This window comes from Promicromonospora sp. NPDC057488 (assembly GCF_042802395.1).
Lineage (GTDB): Bacteria > Actinomycetota > Actinomycetes > Actinomycetales > Cellulomonadaceae > Promicromonospora.
Genome location: NZ_JBHVEG010000003.1, coordinates 1 through 18289, shown reverse-complemented (window position 1 = coordinate 18289; position 18289 = coordinate 1). Strand labels below are relative to the sequence as shown.

Annotated in this window: 17 protein-coding genes; 8 read left to right on the top strand and 9 right to left on the bottom strand. The window is 73.8% G+C overall.

The window, feature by feature from the left end; all coding sequences use genetic code 11:
- Positions 1–120 precede the first annotated feature (120 nt).
- Both ACFU5G_RS01165 and ACFU5G_RS01160 read left to right on the top strand, forming a co-directional pair.
- Positions 121–600, top strand: coding sequence for a GNAT family N-acetyltransferase (locus ACFU5G_RS01165; protein ID WP_377239912.1), 480 nt, complete (start codon positions 121–123; stop codon positions 598–600).
- The gene (locus ACFU5G_RS01160; RefSeq protein ID WP_377239909.1) at positions 597–1121 is read left to right on the top strand and encodes an O-acetyl-ADP-ribose deacetylase; all 525 of its coding nucleotides are present in this window, start codon (positions 597–599) and stop codon (positions 1119–1121) included. Before ACFU5G_RS01165 ends, ACFU5G_RS01160 begins: the two co-directional genes overlap by 4 nt.
- Positions 1122–1149: 28 nt before the next feature.
- On the opposite strand, the gene ACFU5G_RS01155 is transcribed toward ACFU5G_RS01160, so the two are convergent.
- Genes ACFU5G_RS01155 through ACFU5G_RS01145 form a run of 3 tightly spaced genes read right to left on the bottom strand, consistent with a single transcriptional unit; the run spans position 1150 to position 3886 of the window.
- Complete coding sequence (locus tag ACFU5G_RS01155) at positions 1150–1842, bottom strand: HAD hydrolase-like protein (protein ID WP_377239907.1); 693 nt, start codon at positions 1840–1842, stop codon at positions 1150–1152.
- A gap of 20 nt (positions 1843–1862) precedes the next feature.
- Positions 1863–3461, bottom strand: coding sequence for a multicopper oxidase family protein (locus ACFU5G_RS01150; RefSeq protein WP_377239905.1), 1599 nt, complete (start codon positions 3459–3461; stop codon positions 1863–1865).
- Positions 3458–3886 (bottom strand): hypothetical protein, encoded by a 429-nt coding sequence (locus tag ACFU5G_RS01145; RefSeq protein ID WP_377239903.1) that lies wholly within the window; start codon positions 3884–3886, stop codon positions 3458–3460. Before ACFU5G_RS01145 ends, ACFU5G_RS01150 begins: the two co-directional genes overlap by 4 nt.
- A gap of 131 nt (positions 3887–4017) precedes the next feature.
- Between ACFU5G_RS01145 and ACFU5G_RS01140 the strand changes: the two genes are divergently transcribed.
- A complete protein-coding gene (locus ACFU5G_RS01140; protein ID WP_377239900.1) occupies positions 4018–5175 on the top strand; it encodes a sensor histidine kinase in 1158 nt (385 codons plus the stop codon).
- Positions 5176–5180: 5 nt separating this feature from the next.
- A complete protein-coding gene (locus ACFU5G_RS01135; RefSeq protein ID WP_377239897.1) occupies positions 5181–5840 on the top strand; it encodes a response regulator in 660 nt (219 codons plus the stop codon).
- A gap of 27 nt (positions 5841–5867) precedes the next feature.
- On the opposite strand, the gene fgd is transcribed toward ACFU5G_RS01135, so the two are convergent.
- Both fgd and ACFU5G_RS01125 read right to left on the bottom strand, forming a co-directional pair.
- Positions 5868–6869: a glucose-6-phosphate dehydrogenase (coenzyme-F420) gene (gene fgd / locus ACFU5G_RS01130; RefSeq protein WP_377239894.1), complete on the bottom strand. Its 1002-nt coding sequence runs from the start codon at positions 6867–6869 to the stop codon at positions 5868–5870.
- 67 nt (positions 6870–6936) lie between these two features.
- Positions 6937–8160 (bottom strand): MFS transporter, encoded by a 1224-nt coding sequence (locus ACFU5G_RS01125; RefSeq protein WP_377239892.1) that lies wholly within the window; start codon positions 8158–8160, stop codon positions 6937–6939.
- Positions 8161–8252: 92 nt separating this feature from the next.
- Here ACFU5G_RS01125 and ACFU5G_RS01120 point away from each other — a divergent pair, with 92 nt between their 5' ends.
- The 3 genes from ACFU5G_RS01120 to ACFU5G_RS01110 all read left to right on the top strand — a co-directional run bounded on the left by ACFU5G_RS01120 (position 8253) and on the right by ACFU5G_RS01110 (position 11371).
- Positions 8253–9143 (top strand): LysR family transcriptional regulator, encoded by an 891-nt coding sequence (locus ACFU5G_RS01120; protein ID WP_377239889.1) that lies wholly within the window; start codon positions 8253–8255, stop codon positions 9141–9143.
- A gap of 76 nt (positions 9144–9219) precedes the next feature.
- Positions 9220–10746 carry a WXG100 family type VII secretion target gene (locus tag ACFU5G_RS01115; RefSeq protein ID WP_377239887.1) on the top strand — a complete coding sequence of 509 codons (1527 nt, stop codon included), beginning with the start codon at positions 9220–9222 and terminating at the stop codon, positions 10744–10746.
- A 28-nt stretch (positions 10747–10774) separates the two neighbouring features.
- Positions 10775–11371 carry a hypothetical protein gene (locus ACFU5G_RS01110; RefSeq protein ID WP_377239885.1) on the top strand — a complete coding sequence of 199 codons (597 nt, stop codon included), beginning with the start codon at positions 10775–10777 and terminating at the stop codon, positions 11369–11371.
- Here the strand turns inward: ACFU5G_RS01110 and ACFU5G_RS01105 are convergent.
- From ACFU5G_RS01105 to ACFU5G_RS01090, 4 genes are all read right to left on the bottom strand, one after another.
- Positions 11368–12327 (bottom strand): hydroxymethylglutaryl-CoA lyase, encoded by a 960-nt coding sequence (locus ACFU5G_RS01105; RefSeq protein WP_377240023.1) that lies wholly within the window; start codon positions 12325–12327, stop codon positions 11368–11370. The genes ACFU5G_RS01110 and ACFU5G_RS01105 overlap by 4 nt on opposite strands.
- A gap of 28 nt (positions 12328–12355) precedes the next feature.
- Positions 12356–14305 carry an acetyl/propionyl/methylcrotonyl-CoA carboxylase subunit alpha gene (locus ACFU5G_RS01100; protein ID WP_377239883.1) on the bottom strand — a complete coding sequence of 650 codons (1950 nt, stop codon included), beginning with the start codon at positions 14303–14305 and terminating at the stop codon, positions 12356–12358.
- Entirely contained in the window at positions 14305–15855 is a 1551-nt protein-coding gene (locus ACFU5G_RS01095; protein ID WP_377239881.1) for a carboxyl transferase domain-containing protein, read from the bottom strand. The genes ACFU5G_RS01100 and ACFU5G_RS01095 overlap by 1 nt, the downstream gene beginning before the upstream one ends.
- Positions 15856–15920: 65 nt before the next feature.
- Positions 15921–16763 (bottom strand): helix-turn-helix domain-containing protein, encoded by an 843-nt coding sequence (locus tag ACFU5G_RS01090; RefSeq protein WP_377239879.1) that lies wholly within the window; start codon positions 16761–16763, stop codon positions 15921–15923.
- Positions 16764–16895: 132 nt separating this feature from the next.
- On the opposite strand from ACFU5G_RS01090, the gene melA reads away from it, so the two are divergent.
- A complete protein-coding gene (gene melA / locus ACFU5G_RS01085) occupies positions 16896–18269 on the top strand; it encodes an alpha-galactosidase (RefSeq protein ID WP_377239877.1) in 1374 nt (457 codons plus the stop codon).
- Positions 18270–18289 lie beyond the last annotated feature (20 nt).

Below are 18289 nucleotides of genomic sequence, written 5' to 3'. Positions count from 1 at the left end.
AGAACCTGCGAGGGACGCACGCACCCGGTATCGCGCGCGGGCCGCTGACCCACAGCACCGGACGCCCTAGAATCGCAATTGCCTCGGCCTGTGTCGGTGACCGGTGGTTGACTCCAGCACATGACCGACGACCAGCCCTACGAGTTCTCCACCGACCCGGCCCGCATCGACGCCGCCCGCGTGCACGAGCTCGTCGCCCGGCACACGTACTGGGCCAAGGACCGCCCGCGTGAGGTGATGGACGCCGCCATCGCGGGATCGCGGCCCTACGGCGTCTACCGCCGGGACACGGGTGAGCAGGTCGGGTTCGCCCGGGTCGTGACCGACGGCGCGACGTTCGCGTGGCTCGCGGACGTCATCGTCGACCCGGACCTGCGCGGGCAGGGCATCGGAAAGCTGCTGGTCGCGGGCGTCGTCGCCGAGCTCGACCAGCTCAGCGGGCTGCGCCGCACGATCCTCGCGACCGCCGACGCGCACGGGCTCTACGAGCAGTTCGGCTGGACGGCGGTCACCGAGGAGTACAAATGGATGGAACGTCCCGGCAGCGCAGCCGGCGCACCGGGAGCCAACCCGACATCCCACCCAGGAGCAGCCACATGAGCCTGTCCGTCGAGATCGGTGACCTCACCCGCGTGGAGGCCGACGCCGTGGTCAACGCCGCGAACTCGCTGCTGCTGGGCGGCGGCGGGGTCGACGGCGCGATCCACGCCGCCGCCGGGCCCCGCCTGCTGGAGGCCTGCCGGCGCCTGCGCAAGACCACGCACCCGGACGGCCTGGACGTCGGCGACGCCGTGGCCACCCCCGCTTTCGACCTGCCCGCGTCCTGGGTGATCCACACGGTCGGGCCCAACCTGCACCGTGGCCAGGACGACCCGACCCTGCTCGCCTCCTGCTTCGCGCGGTCGCTCGACGTCGCCGCCGAGCTCGACGTGCGGTCGGTCGCGTTCCCCGCGGTGAGCGCGGGCGCGTTCGGCTGGCCCGTGTCCGACGTCGCCCGCATCGCTGTGGCGACCACCCGGAGCTGGCTCGCCGAGCATCCGGAGGGCAGCCCCCGCGAGGTGCGGTTCGTCGTGATCGACGAGCGGGTGCAGCAGGCGTTCGACGACGTCCTCGGCCGCTGAGCGGACGACACGACCGCCGCCCCCGCCCTCAGCTCGTGAGCAGCTTGCGCAGTTCCTCCGGCGTCGTGGCGACGGCCGCCGCACCCGCGGTCTCCAGCTCGCCCGGGGCCCCGTAGCCCCAGGCCACGCCCACGGTCGCCACGCCGTGGTGGGCGGCGGCGTGCACGTCGTGCTCACGGTCGCCCACCATCACGACCTGACCGGCGTCGGCCCCGAGTGCGACCACGTGCGCCAGCGCGCGCTCGACCACGACCTCCTTGCCCTGCACCTGGCCCGCGGCCTCGGCGGCCGCGCCGTGCACGCCGTCGAGGCCGCCCTCCAGGTAGCCGGCCAGCCCGAAGTGCTCCACGATCTGCTTCGCGTAGTGCTGCGGCTTCGCGGTCGCGACCAGGAGCGTGACCCCGGCCTCCCGCAGGCCCGCGAGCGCCTCCGGGATGCCGGGGAACACGGAGTTGCCGCCGATCATGCCGTGCACCTCGAAGTCGCGCCGGTAGGCGGTGATCACGGTCTCGGCGTCGGCCGGGGACAGGCCGATGCCGGCCATGCTGGCCCCGAGCGGCGGGCCGACGAAGGTCCGCAGGACCTCGGCGGAGGGGACGTCGAACCCGGCGTCGGCGAAGCCGGTGCGCAGGGAGGCGATGATGCCGGGCGCGGAGTCGGTGAGGGTGCCGTCGAGGTCGAGCAGGACGTGCGTGATGGTGCGGGGCAGCGAGAGGGTCACGCGACGAGCGTGCCACAGGTTCAGTGGTGCCCCTGGTGCGCGTCCGCCCCGGGAGCGACGTCCGGCCCGGAGCCTCCGGCGTCGGAACCCTCGTGCTGCCCGGAGCCGTGCGACCCACCCCCGCCGTCGTGCTCGGGCACCGTCCCCGCCTGCTGCCCCGGTTCGACGACGACGAACTGGCCCATCATCCCCTCGTCCTCGTGCAGCAGCATGTGGCAGTGGAACATGTAGGGCACGTCCGGGTCGGTGTAGTCCTCGAAGCGCATGAGCAGCCGGTAGGTGCGGTTCGGCTCCAGGTACACGGTGTCCTTGGGCCCGGCGAGCTCGGGCGGCGGCGGGTCGCCGTCGACCGTCAGGACGCGGAACTGGACGTCGTGCACGTGGAAGGTGTGCGGCATCGGCACGATGCTGCGCACCTGCCACACCTCGGTGGCGTCCACGGTGGCGGTCTCGTCGATGCGGCCCATGTCCATGGTCCGGCCGTTGATGTGCCGGTCGTCGAGCTCGAACTCGCGCGTCACGGCGACGTCGGCCTCCCGCAGCTCGTCGGCGTCGGCGTGGACCGACGGCGCCCACGCGGGTTCGGGTGACGGCGCCAGCCGGTCGGCCGCGCGCAGCTCCAGGACGTCGAAGTCGTCGTTGCCGCCCATCGCGAACGGGACGACGACGCCGCCCAGGTCGGCCTCGAACGAGTGCAGGCGGGTGGTCTCGCCGGGCTCCATCCGGACGACGACCTCGGCGCGCTCGCCGGGCGCGAGCCGTACCTGCTCGAGCCGGACGGGGGCGTCGAGGAACCCGCCGTCGGTGGCGACCAGGTCCATCTCCCGGTCGGCGAAGCCGAGCTGGTAGGTGCGGGCGGTCGACCCGTTGAGCAGGCGCAGGCGCACGGCCTCGGTCGTCACCTCGTGGTACGCCCCCACCGTCCCGTTGGCCAGCACCGTCCCGCCGAGCGTGCCCGGCTCGCTGCCGTTGTCGGACAGCTCGAGCTGGCCTGCGTCGTCGAACACCTTGTCCTGCACGACGACGGGCACGTCGTCGACGCCGTACTCCTGGGGCAGGTCGGCGGCGCGGGAGGCGTCGTCGTCGAGCAGGAACATGCCCGCCAGGCCGCGGTAGACGTGCTTCTCCGTGGCACCGTGGGGGTGCGGGTGGTACCAGAGGGTGGCGGCCGGCTGGTCGATCTCCCAGGTGGGACGCCAGGTCTCGCCCGGCTCGACCTCCTGGTGCGGGCCGCCGTCCATGGCGGCGGGCAGGTGCATGCCGTGCCAGTGCACGCTGGTGGGCTCGTCGAGGTCGTTGGTGACCTCGACGGCGACGCGTTCGCCGCGCTCGGCGCGCAGGGTCGGGCCGAGGTAGGGACCGTCGAAGCCCCAGGTGCGTGTCTGGACCCCGGGCAGGAACTCGGTGGTGCCCTCCTGCGCGGTCAGGGAGAAGACGCGCGTGCCGTCCACGACGCGCGACGGCGCCAGGGGCGGGATGGCGAGCTCGTGGGTGAACTCCACCTCGTCCACGGGGGTGACCGAGCCGGGCACCAGAGCGCAGCCCGCGAGCCCGAGCAGCAGGGCGAGCGCGCCCGCAGAGATTGAGCCGATGACGTGCCCCGGGCCGACGCGTCTCATCGGCCGGCCCCGCGCAGCCGCTGCACGCCGGCTGCCGCGACGCCCGCGAGGGCGCCCCACATCGTGTCGAAGGCCAGGGCCGGGATCAGGGTCCACGCCGGGCCGCCGCCCGGGCCGAAGCCCGACAGCACCGGAACCAGCGTGCCGATCGTGGTGGCGACCAGCCCGTAGGCCAGGCCGGTCAGGGTCAGGGTGAGCACGGGGCGTGGCACCCGGCCCAGCCCGACGACGCCGATCCAGACGGCGGCGGTGATGCCGATGATCGCCAGCGCGCGGGGTGCGCCGGTGCCGAGCGCACCGGTCAGGCCGGTCAGCGGCCAGAGCAGCGCCAGCGCGGACAGGCCCGCGACGAGGGTCCACGGGACTGGGACGGGGCCGGCCGCGGGCCCCGGCGTCGGCCGGGCGGGAGGCTGTGGTGAGGTCATGCCCCGACGGTGCCCGCCGGACCCGTCCGGCCACATCGGCCCGGAATCGTCTCCTGGTGTCGCCTGGAGGCGACACCAACCCTGGACCCTGGTCTGATGCCTCAGGGGCGGGCCGTCCGTAGGGTGTCGGTGTGCCCGAGCAGAGCGAGGTCCCGTACGCCGTGGACCCACGTGTCACCGACGTCGCCCTGGCGATCGCCATGGCCCTGGTGGTCGCCGTGGTCATCGCCGCCGACCCCGACGCGACCCGCCACGCGGGGCCCGGCGCCTACCTGTTCGCGGCGGGGTTCGGGGCGCTGGTCCTGCTGCGGCGCCGGCTGCCGCGCGCCGTGCTCGTGGTCACCGTGCTCGCGGTGTTCGCCTACTACACGTTCCAGTTCGCGCCGATCGGCATGGCGCTGCCCGCGATCGCGGCGCTCTACTCGGCCGCGGAGATGGGCCGGACCGGCTGGGCGGTCGGCGGGGGCGCCGTCCTGGTCGCGGTCGCCACCTACTACCGGGTGACGGGCACGGCCGAGGAGTACCTGACGCCGTACGACCTGGTCACGAACCTCGCGCTGGTCGCGGCGGCGATCGCGCTGGGCGTCGCGGTGCGGCTGTCCCGGGAGGCCCGGGCGCACCAGGCGCACGCCGCCGAGCAGCGGCTGCAGGCGGAGCGGCTGCGCATCGCCCGGGACCTGCATGACGTCGTCGGGCACAACCTGTCCGTGATCGCCCTGCACTCGGGGGTCGCGGCCGAGGCCTTGGGCCGGGACGACGACGCGGCCCGGGGCGCGCTGGAGCACGTACGGCAGGCGACGTCGGGCACGCTGCACGAGCTGCGGTCCACGGTCCGGGTGCTGCGGCGGCCGCTGGACGCGGCGGACGGCGGTCCCCCAGCGGCGGGACCAGCAGCACCCGCACCCACGAGCCTCGCGGGTATCGATGCCCTCGCGGACTCGGCCCGCGCCACCGGGCTCGCCGTCGACGTGACGCTCGACGTGCCGGACGGCGCGCTCGACGGCGCGATCGACGCCGCCGCCTACCGGATCGTGCAGGAGTCCCTGACCAACGCGCTGCGGCACGCCGCGGCCTCGCACGTGACGGTGTCCGCGCGGGTCGCCGGCGGCCGCCTCGCGGTCCGCGTGTCCGACGACGGTCGCGGGGCCGGTCCCGCACCCGTGCCCGGCTCGGGGATCTCCGGGATGCGCGAGCGCGCGGCCCTGCTCGGCGGCACCCTGACCACGAGCGACGCCCCGGGTGGCGGGTTCGTGGTCGCCGCCGACCTGCCCCTGCGTCTGGAAGGCTGAGGGGCATGATCCGGATCGTGCTGGTGGACGACCAGGAGCTCGTGCGGGCGGGGCTGCGCGCGCTCGCCGAGAGCGAGGGCGACATCGCGGTGGTCGGCGAGGCCGCCGACGGGCAGGCGGGCGTGGCCCGGGTGCGGGAGCTGCGCCCCGACGTGGTGCTGATGGACATCCGGATGCCGCGGCTGGACGGCCTGGCCGCCACCCGGCAGATCGTCGCCGACCCCGCCCTGGCGGGCACCCGGGTGCTCGTGCTGACCACGTTCGACGAGGACGAGCACGTCTTCGAGGCCGTCCGGTCGGGCGCGGCCGGCTACCTGCTCAAGGACGTCGCGCCGGCCGAGCTGCGCCGCGCCGTCCGCGTGGTCGCGGCCGGCGACGCGCTGCTCGACCCGGCCGTGACCGCCACGGTGCTGCGGGCCGTCGCCGCGGCCCCGACTCCCCGGGCCGGCGCCGACGACCGGCTCGCGGGGCTCACCGAGCGCGAGCGCGAGGTGCTGCAGCAGCTCGGCCGCGGGCTGACCAACGACGAGATCGCCGCCGAGCTCTACCTCAGCCCGGCCACCGCGCGCACCTACGTGAGCCGGCTGCTCGCCAAGCTCGGCGCGCGCGACCGGGCCGCCCTGGTGATCCTCGCGTACGAGACGGGCCTGGTCAGGACGCCCTGACCAGGCCCGTCCGGGGCGACCGGGACCTCAGAGCGCCCGCAGCCGCGGCAGCACGTCCTCGCTGAACTGCGTGAGGAACCGCTCCTGGTCGTGGCCCGGCCCGTGCACCACGAGGTGGTTCAGCCCGGCGTCGACGTAGGGCTTGATCATCGCGACGGCCTCGTCGGGGTCGGACGCGACGATCCAGCGCTTCGCGACCTGCTCGATCGGCAGCTCGTCCGCGAGCTGCTCCATCTCGGTGGCCGAGGTGACGCTGTGCTTCTGCTCCGGCGTGAGCGACAGCGGCGCCCAGAACCGGGTGTTCTCCAGCGCGGCGGCGGGGTCGCGGTCGTAGGAGATCTTGATCTCGATCATCTTGTCCACGCCGGCGACGTCGCGCTCCGCCTTGGCCGCACCCTCGGCGACCGCGGGCAGCAGCTTCTCCGTGTACAGGTCCATGCCCTTGCCGGACGTGCAGATGAAGCCGTCGCCCGCGCGACCCGCGTACCTGGCCACGAGCGGCCCGCCGGCCGCGATGTAGACCGGCACCGGGTTCTCGGGCCGGTCGTAGATGTTGGCGCCGACCAGCTCGTAGTAGTCGCCCTTGAAGTCCACGGACTCCTCGGTCCACAGGGCCCGCATGAGCTGCACGGCCTCACGCAGGCGCGCGAACCGCTCCTTGAACTCGGGCCACTCCATGCCGGAGACGGCCGTCTCGTTGAGGGCCTCACCCGTGCCGACGCCGAGGATCACGCGATTCTCGGTGAGCAGGGCGAGCGTCGCGAACTGCTGCGCGATCACCGCGGGGTTGTAGCGGAACGTAGGGGTGAGCACGCTCGTACCGAGCTGGATGCGCTTGGTGCGCTCCCCCGCGGCGGCGAGCCAGGCGAGGGCCGACGGCGCGTGACCCCCCTCGTGCCGCCACGGCAGGAAGTGGTCGGAGACCATCGCGCTGTCCAGTCCCACCTCCTCGGCGCGTACTGCGAGCTCAACCAGCTCGCGCGGCCCGAACTGCTCGGCGGACGCCTTGTACCCGATCTTCAGAGTCACGGTTGTGACCCTACGCTCCATCGCCCGCGCGCGAGCCCGGTGGTCGCGCACATCACATCGTCCCTGCTCAGGAACGTCGCATCGCCGTGGCGGACCACGCCCCGGCGAGCGCGACGAGCACCACGAACACCCCCAGGACCAGCGGCGCCGGCAGGTACACGAGGCCGACGCCGACCGCGAGCACGGGGACCACCAGTCCCGCGTAGCCCACGAGGAAGACGAGCGCCAGGGCCTCGGCCCGCTCGCCGGGCGGCACCAGCGCCGCCGTCCGGCCCAGGGCGGACTTGAAGAGCAGCCCCGCCCCGCCGCCGGCGAGCAGGCCGCCCGTCAGGAAGAGCGCCGTCGACGGCAGCACGACGCCCCCGAACAGGGCCGCCGGACCCACGATCATCAGGACCGTCGCCGCGCGCAGCTGGCGGGCCGGCGCGACGGCCGCGACGACGGACTGCCCGAGCGCGCCGGCGAGGAACGGCGTGGCCGCCACGACCCCGGTGACGATCAGCGACGTCTGCCCCAGCTCGTCGTGCACGAACGACGCCGCTACCGAGCTGAACAGGCCGAACACGGCGAACGCCGTGAACGCGCCGACCGCGTTGGCCACGAACGGACGCCGGGCCTCGGGTCCGATCGCCACGCGCTGCGGGCGGTAGGGCCGCAGGCCCGGCCGGTGCAGCACCGTCTCGGGCACCAGCAGCGTGCCCACCAGGAGCAGCACCAGCACTCCGGCAAAAACTGCGTACGGCAGCACCAGCGGCTCCGACGACGGCTCGGCGATCAGCCCCGACAGGAGCGGGCCGAGCCCCAGCCCGCCGAGGTTCGCCACGGTAGCGACCACCGCGGCACGGGCCGGCGCCGGGCGGGACCGCGCGCCGTCCAGCTCGGCGAGGTAGGCGGTGGCCGTCGCCGTCAGCGCGCCGATCCCGATGCCGGACACGAGCCGGGCCGCGACCAGCCCGGCCAGGTCGTCCCGGGCCAGGAAGATCACCGCGGCCAGGAGCTCGAGGACCGCGGCGAGCAGGACCAGCGGGCGCCGTCCGACCCGGTCGCTCAGATGACCCACGAAGAAGAGGCTCGCCACGACGCCCACCGCGTAGGCGGCGAAGATCACCGTCACCGTGAACGGCCCGTACCCGTCGCGGGCCACGTACAGCGGGTAGAGCGGGGTCGGCACCGTCGAGAACGCCATGAGCAGCAGGAAGGTCAGACCGGTGACCCAGAACCCGGCGCCGTGGCGCCGCGGGCCGGCCCGGGTCGGTACGGGCGGGGCGGGGTAGGTCTGCGTGTTCGTCACCCCAGCAGTCTGCGCCGCCACATTCATCAGGACAAGCGAATCATTTAGATGCCGTCTATCGCAGTTCGCGATAACTCTGCGACGATGACCCCATGGACACCCGGCACCTGGAGTACTTCATCGCCGTCGCGGAGGAGGGCAGCTTCACGCGCGCCGCGCACCGGCTGCAGACCGTCCAGTCGGCGGTCTCGGCGGGTGTGCGCACCCTGGAGCGGGAGGTGCACGCGACGCTGTTCGTGCGCTCCACCCGCCGGGTCGAGCTGTCCGACGCCGGCCGCGCCCTCCTCCCCGAGGCCCGTGCCGCCGTCGAGTCGCTGGACCGCGTCTACGACGTCGTGGCCGCCGCCGAGAGCGGACTGCGCGGACGCCTGCGCCTCGGGGTGTTCGCCAACACCGACATGCTCGACATCCCGGCGCTCGCCGGGCGGTTCCACCAGCTCTACCCGGGCGTCGCGCTGAGCGTGGTCGCCTCTCCCACAGGTTCCACCGGCCTGGTCGACGACGTCCGGGCCGGCCGCCTCGACGTCGCGATCACCGGGCTGCCGGCCGGGGACCTCGCGGGCCTGCGCTCGCACGAGCTCCTGGCCGACGAGTTCGTCGCGGTGGTGCCCGAGGGGCACGCACTCGCCGCCCGCGCGGTGCTCTCCCTGGACGAGCTCGTCTGCGAGCCGTTCGTCGACGGCCCGCCGGGGTTCGGCAACCGGGTGATCATCGAGCGCGAGCTCACGACGAGGGGCCTGCGCCGCACGGTCGTGGTCGAGAGCCCCGACATGAGCCTGGTCGCCGCGTTCGTCGCGGCCGGCCTCGGGGTGGCCGCCGTGCCCCGCATGGTGCTGCGCCCCGCGCCGGGCGCCGTCGTCCTCCCCCTCGACATCTCGCTGGCGTTCTCGATGCGATCCGTCAGCCGGACCCGCGCCACGCGTCCCGTCGAGGCGGCGCTGGCCCTGCTGCACGGCGTCGCCGTGCGGGGCTCGACGGCCTGAGGGCAGTTCTCCCCATGGCCGGGGCGGCCCGGGCGGGCTAGGTTCGCCGTGCCGACCGACAGCGGGGGGGGAACCGATGGGTGAGGTCTGGGGCGCCGACGTCGCCCAGCTGCGCGCTCTCGCAACCACCATGCGGGACCGGACCCAGACGCTGGAGACCGCGCGCGCCCTGGTGGACTCGCTGATCGACGACCTGGACTGGTTCGGCCCCAGCGGCCAGCGGTTCCGCGCCGAGTGGACGGACACGCACTGCGGTGGGCTGTCCGCGGCCATCGACTCCCTCGTGCAGGCCGGGGCGGCCCTGGACCGCAACGCCGACGACCAGGACCGGACCAGCGCCGACGCGGGGACGGCGGGCGGCGCGGGGACGGGCGGTACCGGGGGCGGCACGACGGTGGCCGGCGCGCAGGCGCCGGTGGCGCCGCGGGTGCCGACGGTCCCGACGTTGAGCCCCGACGACTACCTGGAGCTCTCGGAAAGCGAGCGCGACGAGTGGCTGATGAACGCCACCGACGAGCAGGTCGCCGCCCTCCTCGCCGCGATGGAGGCTCAGGGCCTCTACCCCGGGCCGGACGCCGGACTCGTCGCGAACGAGCACTGGACCCGGCAGGCCGCCCAGGACGCCGGCATCGACTACCTGGCGTGGGACCCGAGCCTCGGGGCCGACGCGAACCGCGCGAACATCGAGGCCGTCTACGAGTACTACGCCGATCTCTACCTGAACAACCCCGACCTCCAGTGGGCCGGGATGGCCGCGATGATCGGGCCCTCGTTCGCGGCGGGCTTCCTCGACCTGGCGCTGATGCGCAAGGTCGCACAGGGTGTCGAGGTCGGGGGCGAGGCGCTCCAGCACCTTCCCGGCGGGCTCCCGCAGGGCGCCCTGATCGAGCAGGTCGCCGGGATGACCGATGACGAGCTGCGGTTCTACGAGACCTCCTTCCTGGCGATGCAGCAGGAGATCTTCCACGACCAGGCCTCCATGCACGCCGCCTACGAGCACGGCGGCATGGCGGAGATCCAGCGGATGTACGACTCCGGGGCTATCAACGAGGCGACCTACGACGCCTGGGAGGACATCGCGTCCGGCGATCCGCAGCGCGTCACCGACGGCAACGTCGAGATGCTGCGCCGGGAGCAGCAGGAGATCATCGCGGACGACTACGACGCCATGCGGAACCACCCGGTGACCGGTGAGGCGATGAGCTACATGATGACCGTCGTCGGCGAGGCGTCGATCCCCGGCGCGGTCACGTTCGGTGAGTACGACCCGCTCCAGGTCACCGTGGAGACCCCCGGGCCGGAGCGTGTCGGCATCCCGTTCACGCCCATCTCCGCCGACAACCCGCTGCAGGGCTCGGTCACGGTCACGACCCCGCTGCCGGACGGGAACATCGCCGACGTGGGGCAGCGCTGGGACTACATCACCGCCGACACGCTGCCCGCGTACCAGGAGCTGCTGCGGACCGATCCGGGCCGCGCCCAGGAGATCCTGCAGACGGACGTGTCGGACCGCATCGAGGAGTACCGGCTGACCAACCCGGACCGGCTGGGCCGCATCGTGGACCGGCTGGCGACGAACTGGGACGTCGATGTCGACCAGTGACGTGCGGCGACGTGACAGGGTGGGGGCCATGTCGGTACGACACGCGATCCTCGCGATGTGCACGGTCCTCGCCCTCGCGGTGACGGCCGGGTGCACCGTCCGCATCGGCGACGGGGACGACGACGGCGGCGCGGAGCTCTTCGGAGAGGGGAACAGCATGGAGTGGGACCTGACACGACCGCTCGAGGCGGAGGCGCTGGGGCTGCCGGCAGACCAGTTGGTGATCGTGACGGTGCCCGAGGACGCCACCGTGAGTCTGACGCTCCCCACCGGCACCTGGTCGGGGCGCACCGAGGAGATGACGGTGACCACCCGGCACGGTTTCGTGGACCAGGTCGACCTGTACTGGACCGAGGCGGACGGGCAGGCGGCGGCGGACCGGATGGTCGCGGACTCGGCCCTTCTCGGCCTCGACGCCGAGCGCGTTGCCGCGTGGGCCGAGCGGGCGCGGTGGGCCGAGACCGCCGACGTCAACCGCACGCGCCACAAGGACAACTACAACGGCGCGAACGGCGAGGTCTCCACCTCGGTCAGGCCCAGCATGGCCATCGGCGAGGGCGCCGGTACCCCGGTCCGGCTCTGGTACAAGTTCTACGTCCGCGACGTCGTGGAGACCGCCGGCTAGCCTCCCAGCGCCCGGTACGTCCGGCTCGTCAGCTCGTGGTCCAGGTTCGGCTCCAGCCACGCGCTCGTCTCGACCACCCGCGGCAGCGACACCCCGGTGCTGATCCCCAGCCCGTCGAGCATCCACAGCAGGTCCTCCGTGGCGAGGTTGCCCGTGGCCGACTCCGCGTACGGGCACCCGCCCAGCCCGCCGGCCGACGTGTCGAACGTGGTGACGCCGTGCCGCAGCGCGGCGGCCACGTTGCCCAGCGCCTGCCCGTAGGTGTCGTGGGCGTGCAGGGCCAGCACGTCGTCGGGCAGGCCGGCGGCGTTCAGCGCATCGAGCAGGGCAACGACGTGCCCGGGCGTCCCGACGCCGATCGTGTCGCCTAGCGAGAGCTGCTCCGCGCCCAGGTCCATGAGCCGCTTACCCGCCGTGACCACCTGGGACACCGGCACGTCGCCCTCCCACGGGTCGCCGAAGCACATGGAGACGTACGCTCGCACGCGCATCCCCGCCGCGCGGGCCCGCGTCATCACCGGCTCGAACATCGCATACTGCTCGTCCAGGGACCGGTTCAGGTTCCGGCGCGCGAACGAGTCGGTGGCGCTGGCGAAGACCGCGATGTGCCGCAGCCCCAGGTCGTAGGCGCGCTCCAGGCCGCGCTCGTTCGGCACCAGCACCGGCAGGTCGCGGGCCCGGTCGCCGAGCCGGTCGACCAGCGCCCCCAGCACCTCGGCGGCGTCGGCGAGCTGGGGCACCCAGCGCGGGTGCACCAGGCTCGTGGCCTCCACGTACGGCAGGCCGGCGTCGAGCAGCCGCTCGACCAGGTCCACCTTGACTGCGGTCGGCACCACCGCCTTCTCGTTCTGCAGCCCGTCGCGCGGCCCCACCTCGTAGACGGTCACGCGCTCGGGCAGGGCAGGGTCGCGCACCACCTGCGGACGGCGGTACTCGCGGGGCGTGGACCCAGGCATCGACCCAGTAGTCGGCTCGGTAATCGGCTCAGTCATCGCCCGCCTCCAGCACGAAGAGCACCTGCCGCGCCGCGACCTGCTCCCCCGCGGCCGCGCGCACGCGCACCACGCCGTCGGACGGCGCCACCAGCGCCAGCTCCATCTTCATCGCCTCCAGCACGCCGAGCGCCTGCCCGGCGGTCACCGTCTCGCCGTCGCGCACCTCGACCCGGGTCAGGGACCCGGGCATCGCGGCGACGACGACGCCGTCGGACAGGTCGGCCTCAGGAGCGCGGGAGCCGCCGGGCCGGGTGAACCGGACCGTGTGCCCGCGGGTGCTCACCTCCACGGACCGCGGGCGCACGTCGACCACGAACCGGGCCGTGACGCCGTCGAGCTCCAGCAGGACGGCTCCCCCGGCGCGGCCCGCCGCGCGGCACGACGTCGGCGGCTCGCCGTCGCGCCGCACCTCGCCGCGGGCGGTGCTCACGCGCAGCACCACGTCGTCGAGCTCGACCCAGGTGTCGGCGGGCGGCCCGGCGAGCCGCCACCCGTCGCCGCCGTCGCGCGCGGCGTCCGCGGCCACCGCCCAGGCCGCCGCGACGAGCGCGGGACCCGGGTCCGGCGCGGGCAGCGGGTGGGTGTCCAGCCAGGCGGTGTGCACCTCGCCGTCGCGGAACGCGCCGGAGTCCGCGAGCGCCCGCACGAACCCGGTGTTGGTGACGAGCCCGCCGATCGCGGTGTCGTCGAGGGCGTCGACGAGGGCCTGGCGGGCGGCCTCACGGTCGGCGCCGCGCGTGATGATCTTGCCGACCATGGGGTCGTAGGCGGCGGGGACGACGGTGCCGTCCTCCAGGCCGGCCTCGACCCGGACGTTGGTCGGGCCGGTGGAGGCCGGCCAGCGCACGTGGGTCGCGGTGCCGGCCTGCGGCAGGAACCCGCCGAAGGCGTCCTCGGCGTAGATCCGGGCCTCCATCGCGTGGCCGGTGACGGTGACGTCGTCCTGCGTGAAGCCGAGCGGTTCGCCGGCGGCGACCAGCAGCTGCTGCTCGACGAGGTCGATGCGCTGCCCGCCCACGCGCACGACCTCCTCGGTGACGGGGTGCTCGACCTGGAGGCGGGTGTTCATCTCGAGGAACCAGGCGCCCTCGATGCCCAACCGGGTGTCGACCAGGAACTCGGCGGTCCCGACGCCGGTGTAGCCGACCTGGCGGGCCAGGTTCACGGACCACAGGTGCAGCGCGTCGCGCAGGGCCGGGTCGAGGTCGGGGGCGGGTGCCTCCTCCAGGACCTTCTGGTGGCGGCGCTGGGCGGAGCAGTCGCGTTCGTGCAGGTGCAGCACGGTGCCGTGCTCGTCGGCGAGGACCTGCACCTCGACGTGCCGGCCGTGCTCGACGAACCGTTCCAGCAGCAGGGTGTCGTCGCCGAACGCGGCGGCGGCCTCGCGCCCGGCCGCCGCGATCGCCGGGGCGAGCTCGAGCTCGGCGCGCACGATGCGCATGCCCTTGCCGCCGCCGCCGGCGGCGGCCTTGACCAGGAGGGGGTAGGTCGGGCTCCCCTGCATGGCGAACCATCCGCCCCCCGTGACCTTGCCGAGCGACTGGAGCACCGGCACACCGGCTTTCCGCGCGATCTCCCGTGCCGTGTCCTTGCGCGCCATGGCGTCCATCGCCTCGGGCGGCGGCCCCACCCAGGTGAGCCCGGCGCCGATGACGGCGCGCGCGAGCTCGGCCCGTTCGGACAGGAACCCGTACCCGGGGTGGACGGCGTCGGCGCCGGTCTCCTTGGCGGCGGCGAGCAGCGCGGGGATCGACAGGTAGGACTCGGCGGGTGGTGTCGGGCCGAGGCGGACGGCGACGTCGGCGGCGCGGGTGTGGGGGGCGCCGGTGTCGGCGTCGGAGTGGACGGCGACGGTGCGCAGCCCGAGGCGGCGGGCGGTGCGGATGATCCGCAGGGCGATCTCGCCGCGGTTGGCGATCAGGAGGGTGTGCATCGTCATCACATCCGGAAGATGCCGTAGGAGGGCTCGGCGATCGGGGCCGTGGCCGTGGCGGCCAGCCCGAGGGCGAGGACGCGGCGGGTGTCGGCGGGGTCGATGACGCCGTCGTCCCACAGGCGCGCGGTGGCGTAGTAGGGGTTGCCCTGGGTCTCGTACTGGGCGCGGATCGGGGCCTTGAACGCTTCGACGTCCTCGGGTGCCAGGTCACGCCGCACCGTGGCCAGCACGGACGCCGCCTGCTCGCCGCCCATGACGGAGATGCGGGCGCCGGGCCACATCCACAGGAACCGGGGGTCGTAGGCGCGCCCGCTCATGCCGTAGTTGCCGGCGCCGAACGAGCCGCCGAGCACCACGGTGAACCGGGGCACGGAGGTGCAGGCCACGGCCGTGACCAGCTTGGCGCCGTCCTTGGCGATGCCGCGGTGCTCGTACTCCTTGCCGACCATGAACCCGGCGATGTTCTGCAGGAACACCAGCGGGATGCGCCGCTGGTCGCAGAGCTGCACGAAGTGCGCGCCCTTCAGGGCGGACTCCGAGAACAGGATGCCGTTGTTGGCCACGATGCCGACCTGGTAGCCGTCGATACGGGCGAAGCCGCAGACCAGGGTCTCGCCGTAGCGGGCCTTGAACTCCTGGAGCTGGGAGCCGTCGACGATGCGGCGGATCACGTCGCGCACGTCGTACGGGGTGCGCGGGTCGGCGGGCACGTCGTAGAGCCCGTCGGGGTCCGCCTCGGGCTCCTCGGGCGGCACCCGGTCGAGCACCTGCGCGGGCGCCGGGGTCGTCGCGATGATCTCGCGCACGATGCGCAGGGCGTGGGCGTCGTCGTCGGCCAGGTGGTCCGCGACGCCGGAGGTGGTGGTGTGCACGACGCCGCCGCCCAGCTCCTCGGCCGTGACGACCTCGCCCGTGGCGGCCTGCACCAGGGGCGGCCCACCGAGGAAGATCGTGCCCTGGTCGCGCACGATGACGGCCTCGTCGCTCATCGCGGGTACGTACGCGCCGCCCGCGGTGCACGACCCCATGACGGCCGCGACCTGCGGGATACCGCGGGCGGACAGGTTGGCCTGGTTGTAGAAGATGCGCCCGAAGTGCTCGCGGTCGGGGAACACCTCGTCCTGCATGGGCAGGTACGCGCCGCCGGAGTCCACGAGGTAGACGCACGGCAGGTGGTTCTCGGCCGCGATCTGCTGCGCGCGCAGGTGCTTCTTGACGGTGACCGGGTAGTAGGTGCCGCCCTTGACGGTGGCGTCGTTGGCGACGACCACGCACTGCCGCCCGGCGATGCGCCCGATCCCGGTGACGATGCCCGCGCTGGGCACCGCCCACTCGCCCCCGTACATGTCGTAGGCCGCCAGGGCCCCGATCTCCAGGAAGGGGCTGCCCGGGTCGAGCAGCCGGTCGACCCGGTCACGGGCCAGCAGCTTGCCGCGCCCGGTGTGGCGGGCGCGCACCTCGGGCGAACCGCCCTGGCGCACGCGCGCCACCCGTTCGCGCAGCTGCGCGGTCAGGGTGCGCAGATCCGGTCCAACGCCGACGTCGGTGGTCATGTGCCGCAGCATAGCCCGCCGGTTAATGATCGTTAACCCCTGGGTGCCGGACGGCGCGTTCCGGGTCAGCGGAAGCCGCGCCGGTAGTCGCCCGGGGCGACGCCGCACACCTGGCGGAACGTGTCGTAGAAGCTGCTCTGCGCGGTGAACCCCGCGGCGTGCGCGATCTCGGCGGCCGTGCGGTCCGAGGTGATCAGCAGCCGCTGTGCCTCCGCGACGCGGCACCGCGCGATGTACGCGCCGACCGTGGTGCCGACCACCCGCTTGAACAGCGTCATCGCGTGGCTGGGGCTGAGGTGGACGGCGCGGGCCACGTCCGTCGCGGTGATCGGCGAGCGGTAGTGCTCCGCGACGTACTGCGCCATGGCCGTGGCGCGGGCGGCGGCGCCGGACATGGGCAAGTCCGCCGCCTCCGGCGCGGGGCCGGCCGCGGGACCCGCCGGGCTGTCCAGCACCCGCCGCACGAACGCCTGCGCCTCCAGCATGACCACGGTGCTCTGCCCGCCGTCCAGGACGTCGTGGTGCCAGCTCGCGAACAGCGCGGCGACGTCCCGCACCAGCACGGCCGCGGGGACGACGACGGGCCGGGCGCTCAGCAGCACCGCCACGTGCTCCGTGGGCAGCGCCCAGCGCAGCACCTCCGCGAGCGGGATGTGCACCCAGGACACGTCGGTCGGCGTCGCGCACGGGTGGACGAGCTGGTGCGGGGTGCCGCCCCAGAACAGCGCGACCTCGCCCGCCTCGACCCGGAGGCCGGAGCCCCCGAAGAGGTACTCCAGCCGGCCGGTGTGCACCAGGTTGAGCTCCAGGTCGTCGTGCCGGTGCGGGCGCGCCATGACGGGCGGCACACCGTGCCGCACCCACAGGGCGGCCTCGTCCAGCTCGACCTCGTCGTCCGCGAGCACCATCCGGGCAGCATAGGGGCCCGCCCCGCGGCTGTGCCGGTCCGTGTGCCGGTCCACGTGCCGGTCGAAGGATCCCGGAGACGGCGGGCACGCAGCCGGAGGTCTCACCGGCATCCTCGGACCTAGCGTCGCCGCATGGCTCATTCACCGAAGATCACCATCATCGGCGCCGGCGGCTTCGTGTTCCCGTTCCGCCTCATCGGCGACCTGCTCAGCTTCCCGGCCCTGCAGGGGGCCACGCTCACGCTCATGGACCTCGACGCGGGGCGCCTCGACCGGGTGGCGGGCGCCGCCCGCGAGCTCGTGGACCACCATGGCCTGCCGACCCTCGTCGAGCAGACCACCGACCGGCGCGAGGCGCTGGCCGGCGCGGACTTCGTGATCATCACGTTCCAGGTGGGCGGCGTGGGGTCCTACCGGCACGACGTCGAGATCCCGCGCCGGTACGGCGTCGACCAGACCGTGGGCGACACGGTCGGGCCGGGCGGCGTCTTCCGGTTCCTGCGCTCGGTGCGCGCCTATCAGGACATCGCCGCCGACGCCCTGGAGCTGTGCCCCGGCGCCCAGTTCATCAACTACGCGAACCCGATGGCCATGGCCACCGCGTACCTGAACGCGCTGGGCCTGAGCACGGTGGGCCTGTGCCACAGCGTGCAGGGCACCACCCGCATGCTGGCACGCACGCTCGGCCTTCCGTACGACGAGGTGTCCTACCGCTGCGCCGGCATCAACCACCAGGCGTGGGTCCTGGAGTTCCGGCACGGCACCGAGGACGTCTACCCGCGCCTGCGCGAGGTGATGAAGGAACGCCACCAGCGCGGCCGCGCGGCCGCCGACCTCCTGACCGACGACGGCGACCACTCCGACGCCGCGCTCGCCGCCAGCACCTACGAGGGCGGCAACGAGCAGGTACGCACCACGCTGATGAACCACTTCGGGTACTTCGAGACCGAGTCCAGCCACCACGCCTCGGAGTACGTGCCGTGGTTCCGCAAGGACGACGCCACCACCAAGGAGTACATCCCGGAGCGCTGGGACTACTACGAGATCTGCGCCGCCCACGACGAGCAGGGCGACGTCGACGAGCAGCTCGAACGCCTCAAGGCGGAGCTGAGCCCGTCCGTCGAGTACGGGGCGTCCATCGTCAACGCCGTCGTCACCGGTGTGCCCGCCGTCGTCTACGGCAACGTGCCGAACGCCGGGCGCGTCATCACCAACCTGCCCGACGACGCCTGCGTCGAGGTGGCCTGCCTCGTCGACGCGAACGGGGTGCAGCCCACCAGCGTCGGCGACCTGCCGCCGCAGCTCGCCGCGATCAACCGCACCAACGTCAACGTGCAGACGCTCGCCGTGCGCGCGGCACTGACCGGCGACGTCGAGCACGTGCACCACGCCGTCGCGATGGACCCGCTCACCTCCGCCCACTGCACGCTGGAGCAGATCCGCGCCATGACCGACGAGCTGCTGGCGGCCCACGCAGCCCTGCTGCCCGCGGCCCTGGTCCGCTGACCACCCGGTGCCCCGGGCGA

Bases quoted from the DNA above. Each gene is read 5' to 3' on its own strand.
- ACFU5G_RS01105 (WP_377240023.1), bottom strand. From the start codon at position 12,327: ATGCCTGGGTCCACGCCCCGCGAGTACCGCCGTCCGCAGGTGGTGCGC.
- ACFU5G_RS01145 (WP_377239903.1), bottom strand. From the start codon at position 3,886: ATGACCTCACCACAGCCTCCCGCCCGGCCGACGCCGGGGCCCGCGGCC.
- ACFU5G_RS01100 (WP_377239883.1), bottom strand. From the start codon at position 14,305: ATGACGATGCACACCCTCCTGATCGCCAACCGCGGCGAGATCGCCCTG.
- melA (WP_377239877.1), top strand. From the start codon at position 16,896: ATGGCTCATTCACCGAAGATCACCATCATCGGCGCCGGCGGCTTCGTG.
- ACFU5G_RS01165 (WP_377239912.1), top strand. From the start codon at position 121: ATGACCGACGACCAGCCCTACGAGTTCTCCACCGACCCGGCCCGCATC.
- ACFU5G_RS01095 (WP_377239881.1), bottom strand. From the start codon at position 15,855: ATGACCACCGACGTCGGCGTTGGACCGGATCTGCGCACCCTGACCGCG.
- ACFU5G_RS01090 (WP_377239879.1), bottom strand. From the start codon at position 16,763: ATGGTGCTCGCGGACGACGAGGTCGAGCTGGACGAGGCCGCCCTGTGG.
- ACFU5G_RS01110 (WP_377239885.1), top strand. From the start codon at position 10,775: ATGTCGGTACGACACGCGATCCTCGCGATGTGCACGGTCCTCGCCCTC.
- ACFU5G_RS01150 (WP_377239905.1), bottom strand. From the start codon at position 3,461: ATGAGACGCGTCGGCCCGGGGCACGTCATCGGCTCAATCTCTGCGGGC.
- ACFU5G_RS01120 (WP_377239889.1), top strand. From the start codon at position 8,253: ATGGACACCCGGCACCTGGAGTACTTCATCGCCGTCGCGGAGGAGGGC.
- ACFU5G_RS01115 (WP_377239887.1), top strand. From the start codon at position 9,220: ATGGGTGAGGTCTGGGGCGCCGACGTCGCCCAGCTGCGCGCTCTCGCA.
- ACFU5G_RS01160 (WP_377239909.1), top strand. From the start codon at position 597: ATGAGCCTGTCCGTCGAGATCGGTGACCTCACCCGCGTGGAGGCCGAC.
- ACFU5G_RS01135 (WP_377239897.1), top strand. From the start codon at position 5,181: ATGATCCGGATCGTGCTGGTGGACGACCAGGAGCTCGTGCGGGCGGGG.